The 14971-nt window shown below is 63.4% G+C and carries 11 protein-coding genes; 8 read left to right on the forward strand and 3 right to left on the reverse strand.

The window, feature by feature from the left end; all coding sequences use genetic code 11:
- Nucleotides 1-83 precede the first annotated feature (83 nt).
- The 3 genes from ruvX to alaS all read right to left on the reverse strand — a co-directional run bounded on the left by ruvX (nucleotide 84) and on the right by alaS (nucleotide 5525).
- The gene (gene ruvX, locus M1P90_RS30185; protein WP_483699418.1) at nucleotides 84-530 is read right to left on the reverse strand and encodes a Holliday junction resolvase RuvX; all 447 of its coding nucleotides are present in this window, start codon (nucleotides 528-530) and stop codon (nucleotides 84-86) included.
- On the reverse strand, nucleotides 527-2521 hold the full coding sequence (locus M1P90_RS30190; protein ID WP_483699419.1) for a hypothetical protein: 1995 nt from the start codon (nucleotides 2519-2521) through the stop codon (nucleotides 527-529). The genes ruvX and M1P90_RS30190 overlap by 4 nt, the downstream gene beginning before the upstream one ends.
- Nucleotides 2522-2732: 211 nt before the next feature.
- Nucleotides 2733-5525, reverse strand: a complete 2793-nt coding sequence (gene alaS / locus M1P90_RS30195) for an alanine--tRNA ligase (RefSeq protein WP_483699420.1) — start codon at nucleotides 5523-5525, stop codon at nucleotides 2733-2735.
- A 352-nt stretch (nucleotides 5526-5877) separates the two neighbouring features.
- Here alaS and rpsA point away from each other — a divergent pair, with 352 nt between their 5' ends.
- From rpsA to M1P90_RS30235, 8 genes are all read left to right on the forward strand, one after another.
- Entirely contained in the window at nucleotides 5878-7101 is a 1224-nt protein-coding gene (rpsA, locus tag M1P90_RS30200; protein WP_483699422.1) for a 30S ribosomal protein S1, read from the forward strand.
- A 48-nt stretch (nucleotides 7102-7149) separates the two neighbouring features.
- The gene (locus tag M1P90_RS30205) at nucleotides 7150-9693 is read left to right on the forward strand and encodes an ATP-dependent Clp protease ATP-binding subunit (protein ID WP_483699423.1); all 2544 of its coding nucleotides are present in this window, start codon (nucleotides 7150-7152) and stop codon (nucleotides 9691-9693) included.
- A 204-nt stretch (nucleotides 9694-9897) separates the two neighbouring features.
- On the forward strand, nucleotides 9898-11301 hold the full coding sequence (gene radA, locus M1P90_RS30210; RefSeq protein WP_483699425.1) for a DNA repair protein RadA: 1404 nt from the start codon (nucleotides 9898-9900) through the stop codon (nucleotides 11299-11301).
- Nucleotides 11302-11327: 26 nt separating this feature from the next.
- Nucleotides 11328-12404, forward strand: coding sequence for a PIN/TRAM domain-containing protein (locus tag M1P90_RS30215; protein WP_483699427.1), 1077 nt, complete (start codon nucleotides 11328-11330; stop codon nucleotides 12402-12404).
- Between the two features lie 9 nt (nucleotides 12405-12413).
- Nucleotides 12414-12881: a D-aminoacyl-tRNA deacylase gene (dtd, locus tag M1P90_RS30220; RefSeq protein WP_483699428.1), complete on the forward strand. Its 468-nt coding sequence runs from the start codon at nucleotides 12414-12416 to the stop codon at nucleotides 12879-12881.
- Between the two features lie 287 nt (nucleotides 12882-13168).
- Nucleotides 13169-13414, forward strand: coding sequence for a hypothetical protein (locus M1P90_RS30225; RefSeq protein WP_483699430.1), 246 nt, complete (start codon nucleotides 13169-13171; stop codon nucleotides 13412-13414).
- Between the two features lie 75 nt (nucleotides 13415-13489).
- A complete protein-coding gene (locus M1P90_RS30230) occupies nucleotides 13490-14263 on the forward strand; it encodes a DUF6754 domain-containing protein (protein ID WP_483699431.1) in 774 nt (257 codons plus the stop codon).
- Nucleotides 14264-14293: 30 nt separating this feature from the next.
- A complete protein-coding gene (locus M1P90_RS30235) occupies nucleotides 14294-14962 on the forward strand; it encodes a hypothetical protein (protein WP_483699433.1) in 669 nt (222 codons plus the stop codon).
- The last annotated feature ends 9 nt before the right edge of the window (nucleotides 14963-14971 follow it).

Raw genomic sequence — 14971 nt, forward strand, 5'->3', positions numbered from 1 at the left:
GGAGAACACAGAGAGCACCGAGAAGTAAAACCACACTCTGTGCCCTCTGTGCGCTCTGTGGCTCAACTCATCCGCTCTTCACACTAGGCGTCGGGGTTGGCGCGCTCGCGGCTGGCTTCGAGGAAATCTTGCAGAATGATCGAGGCGGCCACTTCGTCGATGCGTGCCTTGCGCTGCTCGGGTTTCAACCCCAGCTCGACCATCATACGCTCGGCGGCGACGGTGGTCAGGCGCTCGTCGAACAGGCGCACCGGCACGGCGATCTTTTCCTGAAGCTGCGCCGCAAACTCCTGCACAATCTTGGCCTGTGGGCCGATCTCGCCGCTCAGGGTAAGCGGCAGCCCAACCACAACATCGGTCACTTCGTAGTCGTGGGCCAGTTTCGCCAACTCGGCCAGTGCGCGCTGCTGCGGCTGGGCGCGCAGCGTCGTCAGCGGCGAGGCCAGCACCCGCCGCGTATCGCTCAGCGCCACGCCAATCCGCCGGCCGCCCACGTCGAGCGCCAGCACCCGCCCCGGCTCATCACTCATTGCGCGGCCCCTTGCGTTGGTTCAGCCGGCTGGCCGGTTGGCTCCGATGGCACGGCTGGCTGCCCAACCGTCACGTTCAGCAGGAAATCGAAGCGCGGGAAGCTGGCGCGATCGGGCAGCTGGAAATCGCCAATCAGCCCTTGCTCTTGCAGCGAGCGCAGGCCAGCCTCGGCGGCCTCGCGCGACTGGCCGCGCAGGGTTTCTTTCACCTTCGCCAGCGTTTCAGCCGAAAGGCCCACCGCCGCACCGCAGCGCTGGATGCCGTCGATGGTCAGGCGCTCGCCATCCCAGTGCACGGCGCGCACTTCCTGCGATGGCGTTTCGCCCGGCTTGCACGGCCCGTCGCTGCGCTGCGCGAAGTAGTCGCGCACGACTTTCCCCAGCTGGTCGGTGACGGAATTGCCGCTAGGGGCGGACAGACCTTTGAAGCTTTCGCGCGCGGTCACAGTGAAGGTGGGGTTGTTCGGGTCGGCCACGGGCTGGCCAATCCCCGGCTCGACCACCAGTGGCTGGGAGGGGCCATTTTCGCCAAGCTGCGTGGTTGAGGGCGAAACGGTCGAGGCATCCACGCCAAACTTGCTCTCGTCGATCTTGCTGCGCAGCTGCTGCACGCCACTGTTATACAGGTCGGTCAGAAGCTGCCCCAGCACGCCGTCAACATCTTCCCGCGTCACAATGCGCTGCGACGCCTCACTGCCACCACCAATTGGCGCGTTGCGAATGAGGAAATTGCTGGTGTCGGTGACGATTGGCTGCTGGCCCGGGATGAGAATTTGCTTGATCGCATTTTCGCCCACGTTCGAGGCACTGCCCGGCGAGCGTGCCGTCACGCCAACATTGATCTGCCCGTAGGTGGTGCTGCGCCCCGAGATGCTGGTAGTCGTCTGCGCGGGCGGCACGGTCGCGTCGGCGTCGAGCGTGAAGCGCACTTCTTCGCCCTTGTCGTTGCTGCCGATAAACTCCGAGCCTTTGGGCAGCGGCACCGCGCTTTCGATGGTGTTAACGATTGTGACTTCGCCCCTGGCCGTGCCAGAAGGCGACATTGTTTCATTTTGCACCGTGCCCGCCACCGAGACCTCGACATCAGCCGTGACGGGGGCCGCCTGCACGGCCGCGCCGCCGCCCGCGCCCGAGGGATCGAGCGGGATGATCACGCCTTCAAAGGGATGATCGCCAGCCGCAGACGACGGCGGCGCAACGACCACGTTGGCACGATTACTCATGCCCCAGGCTACGGCAGCCAGCGCCAGCAGAACCAGCACCGCCATCACAATCAGCGGCAGCGGGCTGCGCCGGGCCGGCACGCGCTCGTCGGCGCGCTCGTAATCATAGATGTTACGCGAGCGCGTGCTGCTGCGCGCGCCGGTGCCGCGGCGGGTGCTGCGCGGGCGCTCGCGCTCGTCGTCATCGTCGAAGTCGGCCGCGCTAAAGCGGCGCGTGGTTCCGCCGCGCGCGGGTTCACTTTCGATGCCGGCCCAATCGTCCAGCGCGTCCGCGAAATCTTCGTCGGCAGGCCGCCGCTCGTCGCGCTCGTAGGCCTGGGTGGCGTCGGAAAAATCGTCAAGCGCGGCATACAGGTCGGCATCGTCTTCGTCGGCGTAGCGGTCGCGCGCGGGCACCTGGCCCAGCGCATTCAGAAAGGCGGCGTCGCGTGGGTCGAGGCGCGTTTCGGGCAGCACGCGAGTGCTGCGGTCGCGCGGGGGCAGGGGCGGGCGCTTGGTGCGGCCATCGTCGATCTGAAAGCTTTCGAGATTGTTGCGCCTGGCCGCCGCAATCACCTGGGCGTCGGCGCTGAATACCAGCAGCAGAACGCCCTCGGCGTCGAGTGTGCGGCGCAGGCGCTCGAAGCCGCGCGGTGCCTGAAATGCGCCAGTATCGGGCGGCACCAGCAGCTGCACCATGCGCGAGCGCGTTGCGCGCACTTTCGCCAGCGCCGTGTCGACATTGTCGTCGGGCGCGAGCGGCACCAGCGCGGATTCAGCTGCTGACATTAGTACGCCTCTCTTTTATCGCATTCCTGCCAGAACCAAGAACCGCGGAACCACAGAACCACAGAACCGCGGAACCAAAGACCGAGAACTACAGAACCGAGAACCAAGAACCGTGGAACCAAGCAGATGGCAGTAGGCAGCGGGCAGGCGAGCTGCTACCTTTCAACTTTCAAACTTGCAACCTGCCACCTGCAAACTGCAAACCCGCAACTTACTGCGCCTGCTCGCCCACCAGCCGACCCACCTGCGCCAGCGCCTCGTCGAGCTTGGCAAGGTCGCGCCCGCCGGCCTGCGCCATGTCGGGACGGCCACCGCCGCCGCCGCCCATCACCTGCGCCAGCGCCTTGACCATATTGCCGGCGTGGAGCTTGCGCTTGACCAAGTCGGGCGTCACGACGGCGAGAATTTGCGGTTTCTCGGCAATCACTGTGCCAAGTACCACCACGCCACTGCCCAGCTTGTCGCGCAGCCAGTCGCCCATTTCGCGCAGCCGCGTGGCATCGGGCGCATCGACGCGCGCCGCCAGGAAGGGCACATCGCCCTGCTGCTGCACATTGCTGAGCAGGCTTTCCAGCGCGCCACGGGCAGATTGCGCGCGCAGCTTGTCGAGTTCCTGCTGGCGCTGCTTCAGGTCGCCCATCAGCGCGTCGAGCTTTTCCAGCGCCTGCGCAGCCGGCACACCCAGGCGCGCGCTCAGGTCGCGCAGCGTGGTCGATTGCGCCTCGACCCACTGCTCCGCGCCCGCGCCTGTAATCGCCTCGATCCGGCGCACGCCACCCGCCACACTGCTTTCGCCAATAATGCGGAACAGGCCAATCTCGCCGGTACGACCGACATGGATGCCGCCGCACAGCTCACGCGAACACATCACGTGAGGGTTCGGGGGTTGGGGGTTAGGGGTTAGGGGTTGATCTTCAACTGGAGCTTCCTGCTTCAAATCGAGTTCAACATTCCCTTCCGAGTCGCCTAATCCCCATCCCCCATCCTCTATCCCCTGGTCCGCGCAGCCAACCGTCACCATGCGCACGCGGTCGCCATATTTTTCGCCAAACAGCGCCATTGCGCCACGCTCCAGCGCGCGCTGGTAGTCGGTCACTTCCCACTCCACCGGCGTGTCGGCGCGGATCCAGGCATTGATCCGCCGCTCGATGTCGCGCTGCTGCTCGGGCGTGACCTGGCGATTGTGCGTGAAGTCGAAGCGCAGACGATCCGGCGCAACCAGCGAGCCAGCCTGCGCGGCATGCGTGCCAAGCACATCGCGCAGCGCATGGTGCAGCAGGTGCGTGGCGGTATGGTTGCGCATCACATCGCGGCGGCGCTCGGCATCCACATACGCTTTGAGCTCATCGTGCAGCGCGACGCTACCCGACTCGACCGTGCCATAATGGACGATCACGCCCGGCACGGGGCGCTGCGTGTCGGTGATATGGACGCGCCCATTCGGCCCAACCAGCACGCCAGTATCGCCCACCTGCCCGCCACTTTCGGCATAGAACGGCGTGCGGTCGAGCACAAGCTGCACTGGCTGGCCAGCATTGGCCGCGCTCACGGCATCGCCGCCCGACACCATCGCCAGCACGCGCCCGCTGGCGGCGTAGTGCTCGTAGCCCAGAAATTCCGTCGCCGGCAGCTCAAACTCGCTCCACACCTCGGCCTCGGCGCCGCGCTTGAACTGCGTGGCGGCGCGACTGCGCGTGCGCTGCTCGGTCATCGCCCGGTCGTAGGCTGGCTCGTCCACCTCCAGCCCCTGCTCGGCGGCGATTTTCTGCGTCAGGTCGAGCGGGAAGCCATACGTGTCCTTGAGCGTAAACGCATCTTCGCCCGGCAGCACGGTGCTGCCCGTCGCCTTGACCTGATTGATCACCGCGCCCAGCCGCGTGATGCCGCCGGCCAGGGTGCGCAGGAACTGGCGTTCTTCAACATCGGTGGTTTCGAGAATGAACTGGCGGCGCAGCTTCAAATCAGGGTAGGCGTCGCCCATCTGCTCGATTACCGTTTCGATCACATCGGCCAGGAACGGCTTCTCGAAGCCAATCGTGCGGCCCTGGTAGGCGGCGCGGCGCAGAATACGGCGCAGCACGTACGAGCGGCCAGTGTTGCCCGGCAGCACGCCATCGGCGATCAGAAACGCCACGGCGCGGCTGTGGTCGGCCACGGCGCGGTAGGGCGCGAAATTGGCGCGGTAGTGCGCTTCGTCGCTGCCAAGCAGGGCAATCGTGCGCTGGATGATCGGCGTGAATGCGTCGGTGTCGTAGTTCGCCTTCACGCCCTGCAAGACCATCGCCATGCGCTCCAGGCCCATGCCGGTATCGACCGAGGGGCGCGGCAGCGGCTGCATGGTGGCGCGGTCGAACTGCATGAACACGTTGTTCCAGATCTCGACATAGTCGGGGTCGTCGCTGTTCACGCCGTCGGGGGTCATCTTGCTCAGGTCGTCGCCCAGGTAGACGGTGATCTCGGAGCAGGGCCCGCACGGGCCGGTGTCGCCCATCACCCAGAAGTTGTCTTTGCGGCCAAAGCGCAGCACGCGGCTCGGGTCGGCACCCGCAGCGATCCACAGCTGCTCGGCTTCTTCGTCCGGCCCGAGGCCCCACTCGTCGTCGCCAGCAAACACCGTGAACCACAGGCGCTCGATCGGCAGCTCAAAGGTCTTGGTCAGCAGGTCCCACGCCATGTTGATCGCATCGCGCTTGAAATAATCGCCAAACGAGAAATTGCCCAACATTTCAAAGAAGGTCTGGTGGCGTGGCGACGGCCCAACTTCCTCAAGGTCGTTGTGCTTGCCCGACACGCGCATGCACTTCTGCGCCGTCACGGCGCGCGAGTAGGGGCGCTGCTCGAGGCCCAGAAACGTGTCTTTGAACTGCACCATGCCCGAGTTCGAAAACAGCAATGTTGGGTCATTCCCCGGTATCAGCGACGAACTCGGCACAATCGTGTGCCCGCGCTGCTCAAAGAACTGTAAATACGTGCGGCGAATCTCCGCGCTCGAAAGATGCTTCATAGAATTAAACATTCCTCACAATGTGCTGATTATCGCGCGCACCCGCAGCAAATGGGCGCAACAATGGTGCAGCGGCGCCGTGGCGATGGGCAGTGCAGCATTTCCATCCGCACTCTCAAGCGCGCCGTAGTACAGCAGGCACAGCAGCTATCGCAACCATTTCATATGGCAGCCATAAAGGCAGAATCGCGCATTCATCTGCGGCATTGTACGGCATCCCACGCGAAACCGTCAACCCTGCACCGGCGTGCGGCGCAAAGCCCGAAACCCTTGCGTTTTGACTTCCGACGCCGTATAATGACCCCATGCTACCGGGTAGCTACGCATCCAGCCCGTCTATTAGGGAAGGCGCATGGAAGAGCAAGAACGAGCTACAGCCGACGAGCACGTTGATCTCGAAGCAAACCACGCCAACGGAACGCCCCACGAGTTGTCTGCTGAAGAGGCAGAAGACCGCGCTTTGATGGAGCAGTTCCTCCGCAACCCCGCGCACGACTACCGCAACCTTCAGTATGGCGACACCGTCGACGGTACCATCATGCGCGTCGACCGGGACGAGATTCTGGTCGACATTGGGTCCAAGGCCGAAGGGGTAGTGCCAGCGCGCGAAATGCAGTCGCTGGCGTCCGAAGACCGGGCTGCGCTGCGGCCGGGTGATGAGCTGCTGGTCTTCGTCGTCCAGATCGAAGACAAGGAAGGGCGCGCGGTACTCTCTGTCGATAAAGCGCGCCAGGAGAAGAGCTGGCGGCGGCTCCAGCAGAGCTTTGATAACAACGAGGTTATCGAGGCCAAGGTCATCAATTACAACAAGGGTGGGTTGCTGGTCAATCTCGACGGTGTGCGGGGCTTTGTCCCGTCGTCGCAGGTCAGCGGCATTAGCCGCGGGCCCGAGACGCAAAAGCAGTCGGATATGGCCAGGATGGTCGGCAGTGCCATGCCGCTCAAAGTCATCGAGATCAATCGTAATCGTAACCGGCTGATTCTTTCCGAGCGCCAGGCCGTCCAGGAGGTTCGCGAGGGCCGCAAGGACGAGCTGCTAACCACCCTGAAGGAAGGGGATGTGCGCACCGGCATGGTCACATCGATCGCTGATTTCGGCGCATTTGTCGATATTGGCGGGGCGGATGGGCTGGTGCACCTCTCGGAGCTATCGTGGAGCCGGGTCAAGCACCCTAGCGAAGTGCTCAAACCAGGCGATAAGGTCCGCGTCTACATCCTGAGTGTCGACAACGACCGCAAGCGCATTGCACTGTCGATCAAGCGCACGCAGAACGAGCCCTGGTCGACGGTCAACGAGCGCTACCAGCTGGGCCAGGTTGTTGAGGGAACAATTACCCAGCTGGCATCATTCGGCGCGTTTGCGCGGATTGAAGATGGTGTCGAAGGCTTGATCCATGTTTCGGAGATGGGTGATGGCCGCGTCCAACATCCCCGCGATGTGGTGCAGGAAGGCGATGTCATCAAGGCGCGAATTATTCGCATCGACCCAGCGCGCAAGCGTATGGGCCTGAGCATGCGCCAGCCTAGCGAGGCAGGTGATTCCAGTACGCCAGAGGCGGAGGAAGAGCCGGAATAGCGCGATGGGGCGGCGGCTGCGAGGGGAGAATACTAGTGGAGAACTACTATGTCCGAACGGGCGTTTGATAAATTTACCAAGCGCGCCAAACAGGTGCTTCAGATTGCCACCGAAGAGGCCCGCGCGTTCAACCATCCATATATTGGCACCGAGCATATTCTGCTTGGCCTGATCAAGGAAGGCGAGGGCGTGGCCGCCCGCGTACTCGATGATCTGGGCGTCAAGCTTTCGCAGGCCCGCCACGCCGTCGAGTTCATCGTCGGCATGGGCGAAGGGCCGACGCGCGAAGGCCAGGATCTGACGGCGCGCGCCAAAAAGGTGATTGCCTACGCGGTCGATGAGGCCAAACGCCTGAACCACCACTACATCGGCACCGAGCACCTGCTGCTTGGGCTGGTGCGCAATGGCGAGGGCGTGGCCACTGGCGTGCTCGATATCATGGGCGTCTCGCTTGAGCAGGTGCGCACCCAGGTGATGCGCGTGCTGCGCCAGGGCACCGGCGCCAGCATGGAGCGATCGTCGTCGGGCTCGCAATCGAACCAGCCGCAGCAGTCGCAGTCGCAGCGCCAGAGCAAAACCCCCTACCTCGACGCGCTGGGCGCCGACCTGACCGAGATGGCCGAAGCCGGCCGGCTCGATCCAGTCGTGGGCCGCCAGCACGAGATCGAGCGCGTGATCCAGATCCTGTCGCGCCGCACCAAGAACAACCCAGCGCTGATTGGCGAGCCGGGCGTTGGCAAAACCGCGATTGTCGAGGGCCTGGCCCAGCGCATCGTCGCCGGCGATGTGCCCGACAGCATCAAGGGCAAGCGCGTTGTCACGCTCGACATGGGCGCGCTGGTGGCTGGCACCAAGTATCGGGGCCAGTTCGAAGAGCGGCTGAAGCGCGTGGTTGACGAGATCAAGGAAACGCGCTGCATTCTGTTCATCGACGAGTTCCACACGATCATTGGCGCGGGCGGCGCGGAAGGCACGCTTGACGCAGCCAACATCCTCAAGCCGGCGCTATCGCGTGGCGAGCTGCAAACCATTGGCGCAACCACGCTCGACGAGTATCGCAAGTACATCGAGCGCGATGCGGCACTGGAGCGGCGCTTCCAGCCCGTGATGGTCGACCAGCCGAGCGAAGACGAAACGATCGAGATCCTGCGCGGCATCAAGAGCCGCTACGAGGATTTCCACCAGCTGCAAATTTCCGACGACGCGATCAAGGCCGCGGCGCACCTTTCGGCGCGCTACGTGCCCGACCGCTTCCTGCCCGACAAAGCAATCGACCTGATTGACGAGGCGGCGGCGCGCGTGCGCATGACGCGTTCGGCCACCCCGCCCTCGTTGCGCGATGCGCTGCGCGGCCTGGAGGCGATTCGCAAGGAAATTGAAGCGGCGATCGAAGACGAGCAGATTGATCTTGCAGCCGACCTGCGCGAAAAAGAAGAGCGCATGAAAGGCCGGATCGCCAAGATCGAGAGCGACATGGGCATCAACGCCGATGCCGAAGTCTCCGAGCGGCCCTACGTCACCGAGGAAGACATTGCCGAGGTGATTGGCATGTGGACGGGCATTCCGGTCAAGCGCCTGCAAGGCGACGAGACGACCCGCCTGCTGCAAATGGAAGAATACCTGCACAATCGCGTTGTCGGCCAGCAGGAAGCGATCGTCACGATCGCCAAGGCGGTGCGGCGCGCGCGCGCGGGCCTGAAAGACCCGAAGCGACCGATTGGCTCGTTCATCTTCCTTGGACCGACGGGCGTGGGCAAGACGGAGCTGGCAAAAACGCTGGCCGAGTTTATGTTCGGCTCGGAAGAGCACCTGATCAAGATCGACATGTCCGAGTTCCAGGAGCGCCACACCACCTCGCGGCTGGTTGGCTCGCCGCCCGGATATGTTGGCTATGGCGAGGGCGGGCAGCTTACCGACGCAGTGCGGCGCAAGCCCTACAGCGTGGTGCTGTTCGACGAAATCGAAAAAGCGCACCCGGATGCGTTCAACCTGCTCTTGCAGGTGCTCGAAGATGGGCAGCTCACCGACGGCAAGGGCCGCCGGGTCGATTTCCGCAACACCATTATTATTATGACGTCGAACGTCGGCACCGAGCACATTCGCCGGGCGTCGCGGATTGGCTTCTCGTCCTTCTCGACGGGCAGCGAACTCGACACCGACGATGTGCGCAAGAAGGTCGACGACGCGCTGAAGCAGCTGTTCCGGCCCGAGTTCCTGAACCGTATTGACGCGACGATCATCTTCCACGCGCTCACCACCGAGGAGATCCACCAGATCACTTCGCTGATGCTCAAGCGCGTGCAGGAGCAGATCAAGGAGCATGGTCTGTCGCTGGAAGTCCGTCAGGACGGCATCGACCTGCTGGCCAAGCGTGGCTACGACCCGGCCTTTGGTGCGCGCCCGCTGCGCCGCATCATCACCAACCTGATCGAGGACCCGCTGTCCGAAGGCGTGCTGGAAGGCCGCTTCCAGACCGGCGACACGGTGGTGATCGACACGGCGACACTGGAAAGCGGCGAAACCTACCTGCGGCTTCGCCCGGCCCGCGAGGTCAAGAGCGAAGTCGAAGAGGTCGAAGGCGCAATCGCCTAACGGTTCGTTTTGAACGGCGAAGGGCTGCGAGCGAAAGTTCGCAGCCCTTTGTTGTGCCTGCGGGCAATGTACTATGCCGAAATGGGACCTTTCGCCCGCAGCAGTGCCCCCCGATCACCTTTTTCGCCTGGGCTCGCGTGGTATAATTGGGCGTGCATTTCACCACCATACCGCATACGCCTGCCCGAACGGAGACACCCTTTCTTGGCAAAAACACGCACTATTTATGTCTGCCAGCAGTGTGGCTCGCAACAAAGCCGCTGGATGGGCAAATGCCCCGACTGCGGCACCTGGGATAGCCTGGTCGAGCAGACCGAGCGCAAAGAGCCGGCTGGCGGTCGCGGCCGTGGCCCGATTGGCGCAGGTGGCGCAAACCAGCCCGTGCCGCTGCGCGACGTGCCGACGGGCGGCTTCACCCGCCTGCCCGTGCTGGGCGACGAGTTCGCGCGCGTGCTGGGCGGCGGCATGGTGCCAGGTAGCCTGGTGCTGATTGGCGGCGACCCCGGCATTGGCAAAACCACCATTCTGAGCCAGGTAGCCGCGCAGTTCGCCGATCAGGTTGGGCCGGCGCTGTACATTTCAGCGGAAGAGTCAATTCAGCAGATTAAACTGCGCGCCGGGCGCATGGGGCTCGACCCCGAACATTTGCTGGTATATTCCGAAACCAGCCTCGACTCGATTCTTGAGCAGATCGCCAATGTTCGCCCGAAGCTTGTGGTGGTCGACTCGATCCAGACCGTGTATCTGGAAGATCTGACCTCGGCGGCGGGCAGCGTCAGCCAGGTGCGCGAAGGCGCGCTGCGGCTGCTGCGGCTGGCGAAAGACACCGGCATCCCAATGTTTCTGGTCGGCCACGTCACCAAAGAAGGCGCGATCGCCGGGCCGCGTGTGCTTGAGCATATTGTCGATGTCGTGCTCTACCTCGAAGGCGAGCGCTTCCACCAGTACCGGCTGCTGCGCGGCGTGAAGAACCGCTTCGGCTCGACCGACGAAGTGGGCGTTTTCGAGATGACCGAGGGCGGCCTCCGCGAAGTGCCAAACCCCTCGCAGGTCTTTCTGGCCGAGCGCAGCGTCGGCACACCCGGCTCGGCGGTGGCCGTGACGATGGAAGGCACACGCCCGCTGCTGGTGGAAGTGCAGGCGCTCACCGCCAACACCAATAGTGCGCAGCCGCGGCGCACCACAAACGGCTTCGACATGAACCGCCTGCTGATGCTGACGGCGGTGCTGAGCAAACGTGTCGGCCTGCCGCTGTTCAATCAGGACATTTATGTCAATATTGTTGGCGGCCTGCGCATCACCGAGCCTGCCGCCGACCTGGCCGTGGCCATCGCAATTGCATCGTCGTACCGCAACCAGCGTGTGCACAGCGACCTGGTGCTGGTGGGCGAAATTGGCCTTTCAGGCGAACTGCGCAGCACCAGCCAGCTCGACCGGCGGCTGGGCGAGGCGGCCAAGCTTGGCTTCAAGCGCTCGCTCTACCCGCGCACCAGCGCGCCGCCCAAAGTCGAGGGCCTGCGCCTTGCCGAGGTGCGCTCGGTTGCGGATGCTGTAGAACTGGCGCTTGAGCGCGGCGCGGCCCGCGAAAACGAAAACGACGAAGATTAATTGATTGACGCTCGTTTGAGGCCCTTATGAACGTTAGCCTCAATTTTCTGGCGCGAATTCTCGGAATGAGTCTGCTTGCCTATATCGGCCATAGCGTCGGCGAAGCGTTGTCTTCCCCCTCGCCCAACGAAACCGAAGCGCTTGCCACCCAGCTGCTGACGCTGGCGGGCGCGGGCCTGGGCCTGCTAACAACGCACCGCTGGACAATCGAGCCGGCGCAGCGTGGCATTCGCTACATTCGCAACATCTCGATCTCCGAACTGACCGCAATTATTTTTGGCGCGCTGATCGGCCTGCTGTTCGCGCTGCTGCTGGCCGTGCCGCTGGCGCAACTGCCGCGTCCGTTTGGCCAGTTCCTGCCGCTGATTGTGGCGCTGGCGCTGGCCTACCTGGGCGCAACCATCTTCTCGGCACGCAAGAAGGAGTTGGGCGGCCTTCTGCGCTCGACCCGCACACCGCTCATTCTGCCCCAACTGCTCGAAAGCGAGCGGCAAACGCGGCGCTACCTGCTCGACACCTCGGCAATTATCGATGGGCGGATTGCGCAGGTAGGCAAAACCGGCTTTATCGACGGCGCGCTGGTGGTGCCGAATTTCGTGCTGAACGAGCTGCAACTGCTGGCCGACTCGGCCGACGATATGCGCCGCGCGAAGGGCCGCCGCGGGCTGGACATTCTCAACGCGATGCAGAAGGAAGGCACGCCGCCGATTGAGATTGCCGAAGTCGAAAACCTGGGCTCGCAGCCGGTGGACGACAAGCTGGTGTTTCTGGCCCGGCAATATCACTGCCCGGTCATCACCAACGATCATAACCTTGGGCGCGTGGCCGAGCTGCAAGGCGTGAAGATCATGAGCCTGAATCAGCTTTCCGACGCGATCCGGCCGCCGGTAGTTTCGGGGCAGGAGCTGCGCGTGCTCATCCGCGACATCGGGCGCGAGCGCGAGCAGGGCATTTCTTTCCTCGACGACGGCACGATGATTGTGGTGGAAGATGCGCGCCGCCTGATTGGGCAGGAAGTCAGCGCGACAGTGACGCGCGTGCACCAGACGCAAACCGGGCGGATTGTGTTTGCGCATCTCAACAATGGCAACGGTCGATCATAAGGCTTTGGTATGCGTGCAGTGATTCAGCGCGTCAGCGCGGCCTCGGTCAGCGTCGAGGGGCAGGTGGTTGGGGAAATTGAACGCGGGCTGCTGGTGCTGCTTGGCGTGGGGCATGGCGACGGCGCGGCCGAAGCCCAGCAGCTAGCTGAGAAAACTGCCAACATGCGCATTTTCCCTGACGATGATGGGCGCTTCAACCGCTCGGCGCTGGATGTGGGCGGGGCGGTGCTGGTGGTCTCGCAGTTCACGCTTTATGCCGACACGCGGCGCGGGCGGCGGCCGGGCTTCAGCGATGCCGCGCTGCCTGAGCTGGCCGCGCCGCTGGTGGAAAGGTTTGGCGCGGCGCTGCACACACTGGGCCTGCGCGTGGCCTACGGGCAATTTGGCGCGCACATGCAGGTGTCGCTGGTCAACGACGGGCCGGTCACGATCATCCTCGACAGCGCGACCTTGCGCGAGGCGCGGAGCAACCACTAGCCACCCGGGCAAGGTGCCGCTAACTTTTTACCACGAAGGCACGAAGATACGAAGTTGGAGATGGCATACATCATGCCTCAATGCATCTTCGCGCCTTGTTGGCAAGCCTATGTAATTTCCGCAACGCTGCCCGCTACAGCAGTTCGCAGGGTGCAGAAGGCAGGTGCTTTTTCGCACTCCAACGCATTTCCGCCAATGCGTGCTTGGCCAATTGTTCTGCAAACCGCTACAGAAAGCCAAACCCTACTGACTTCTGACATCTGACTACTAAATACTGTAAGGCATTCATGAGCCACGAACAGCGCGCCGCCATTCTGCAACAGCTTGCCCACGCGCTTGAGCGGCGCGGCCTGCTCGCGCCAACGCGCATCGCCCTCGATATCATCGCGCCAATGGGCTTTCTGGCCGGCCAGGCCGCGCTTTTCATCCACCCGTTTATCCCCGAAGGGCGCTGGCATTCCTATGTCGCCGCGCTGAGCGATCAAGATGGATGGAAGGCGCTACACGATCTGGTAACAGCGCGTGACTGTTGACAAACGATCTCTTTTGGTTTAGACTTCAAGCCATGTAAGGCCACATGCTGTAAAGAATTGTAGCGGAGTCCGGCCTTGATACTAGCTCCTGCATCGCTACTCCTGATAGTGATTGTCCTTATTGTCATTGTGCTGACTCTGTTGCACCATGCACGCGCAACAGCCATGCAGCAAGCGCCCTCCCGCCGCCCGCTGCGCGCGCTTGAGCCCATTCGCAGCGCATTGGCGCGTGGTGCCGAAACCGGCAAAGCCATTCACCTTTCTCCTGGAAGCGGCGCAATTGGCGCGCGCGGCAGCACCGTCGAAACCGTGGCGGGTTTGCTGGCCGCCGAACGCGTGGCGGGCGAGGCAGCACTGAGCGGTGCGCCCTTGCTCAGCAGCAGTGGCGACGCAGTTACGCATCTTGCGCTGCGTGGCGCGCTGCGGCAGGCATATCAGCGCGCGGGAATGGGGCAGGATTACGACCCGGCGAATGTGCAACTGCTGGCGCACCAGGACCCTACGGCCTACGCGCTTGGCATGACAACACTGTATGGCCGCCAGAAGCTCGAAGCCAGCCAGCTGGTTGGCAGCTTTGGGCAGGAAGTGCTGCTGGCAACCGAGAATGGCTCGCAGCAGGGCGTTCCGCAAGTTGGCGGCGCAACCACCACAACCGCGCTGCCGCTGCTGTACCTCAGCACCGACTCGACGCTGATTGGGGAAGAAATCTACGCCGCCGAGGCATATCTGTCGCGTTCAACCACCCCGCACGCCCGCCTGCTCACTGTCGATGCCCTGCGCACAGTGATCATCATCGCAATAATTGCGATGGTTGCCCTGGCTGCAGCTGGTTTCCAGATTCCGCTGTAAGTACCCACACAAGAGTACGAGGCTGATCGCGTGTCGTTTCTGCGAGATCCAAAACGATTACTGGCAACATTGATCGCCGGCGTTGCCGGCCTCATTGTCTTGCTCGATTTTGCGGGCGCAATTCCCAGCATCGACCTGACGGCACAGTTGATTATCAACTGGGCGGCGCTGCTGGCCGTGCTTGCGCTGCTGGTGGGCTTGCTGAATGTTGTGGGCAGCCACCTGCGGCGCGTGCTGAGCCGCAGCAGCGACTGGATCTATAGCCTGGTGCTGCTGCTTGCGATGCTGCTGACGATTGTGTTTGGGACGATTATTGGGCCAACGAGCGGTGGCTACACCCTGTTCCCGGCCAGCCTGGTCGAACAGCCGATCCGCGACGTGTTCCACGCCGTCTACGAGCCACTGGCCGCGTCTTTCCTTGCGCTGCTGGCTTTCTTCAGCCTGAGCGCAGCCCTGCGCGCATTGCGCCGCCGCACTGCTGATGCGCTGGTGATTGTGATTGTGGCCGCGCTGGTGCTTGCCATGAACGCCCTGCCGCAACTGGCCGGTCTGCCAGTTTTGGGCAGCAGCATCGGCTGGGTTTCGGATTATGTGGCACTGGCCGGCGCGCGCGGCCTGCTGATCGGCGCGGCGCTGGGCGCGGTTGTGGCTGGCGTGCGCGTGTTGCTTGGGTTCGACCAACCGTATCTTGACCGCTAAGGGAGCGCC

The organism is Kouleothrix sp. 19917 (genome assembly GCF_057073505.1).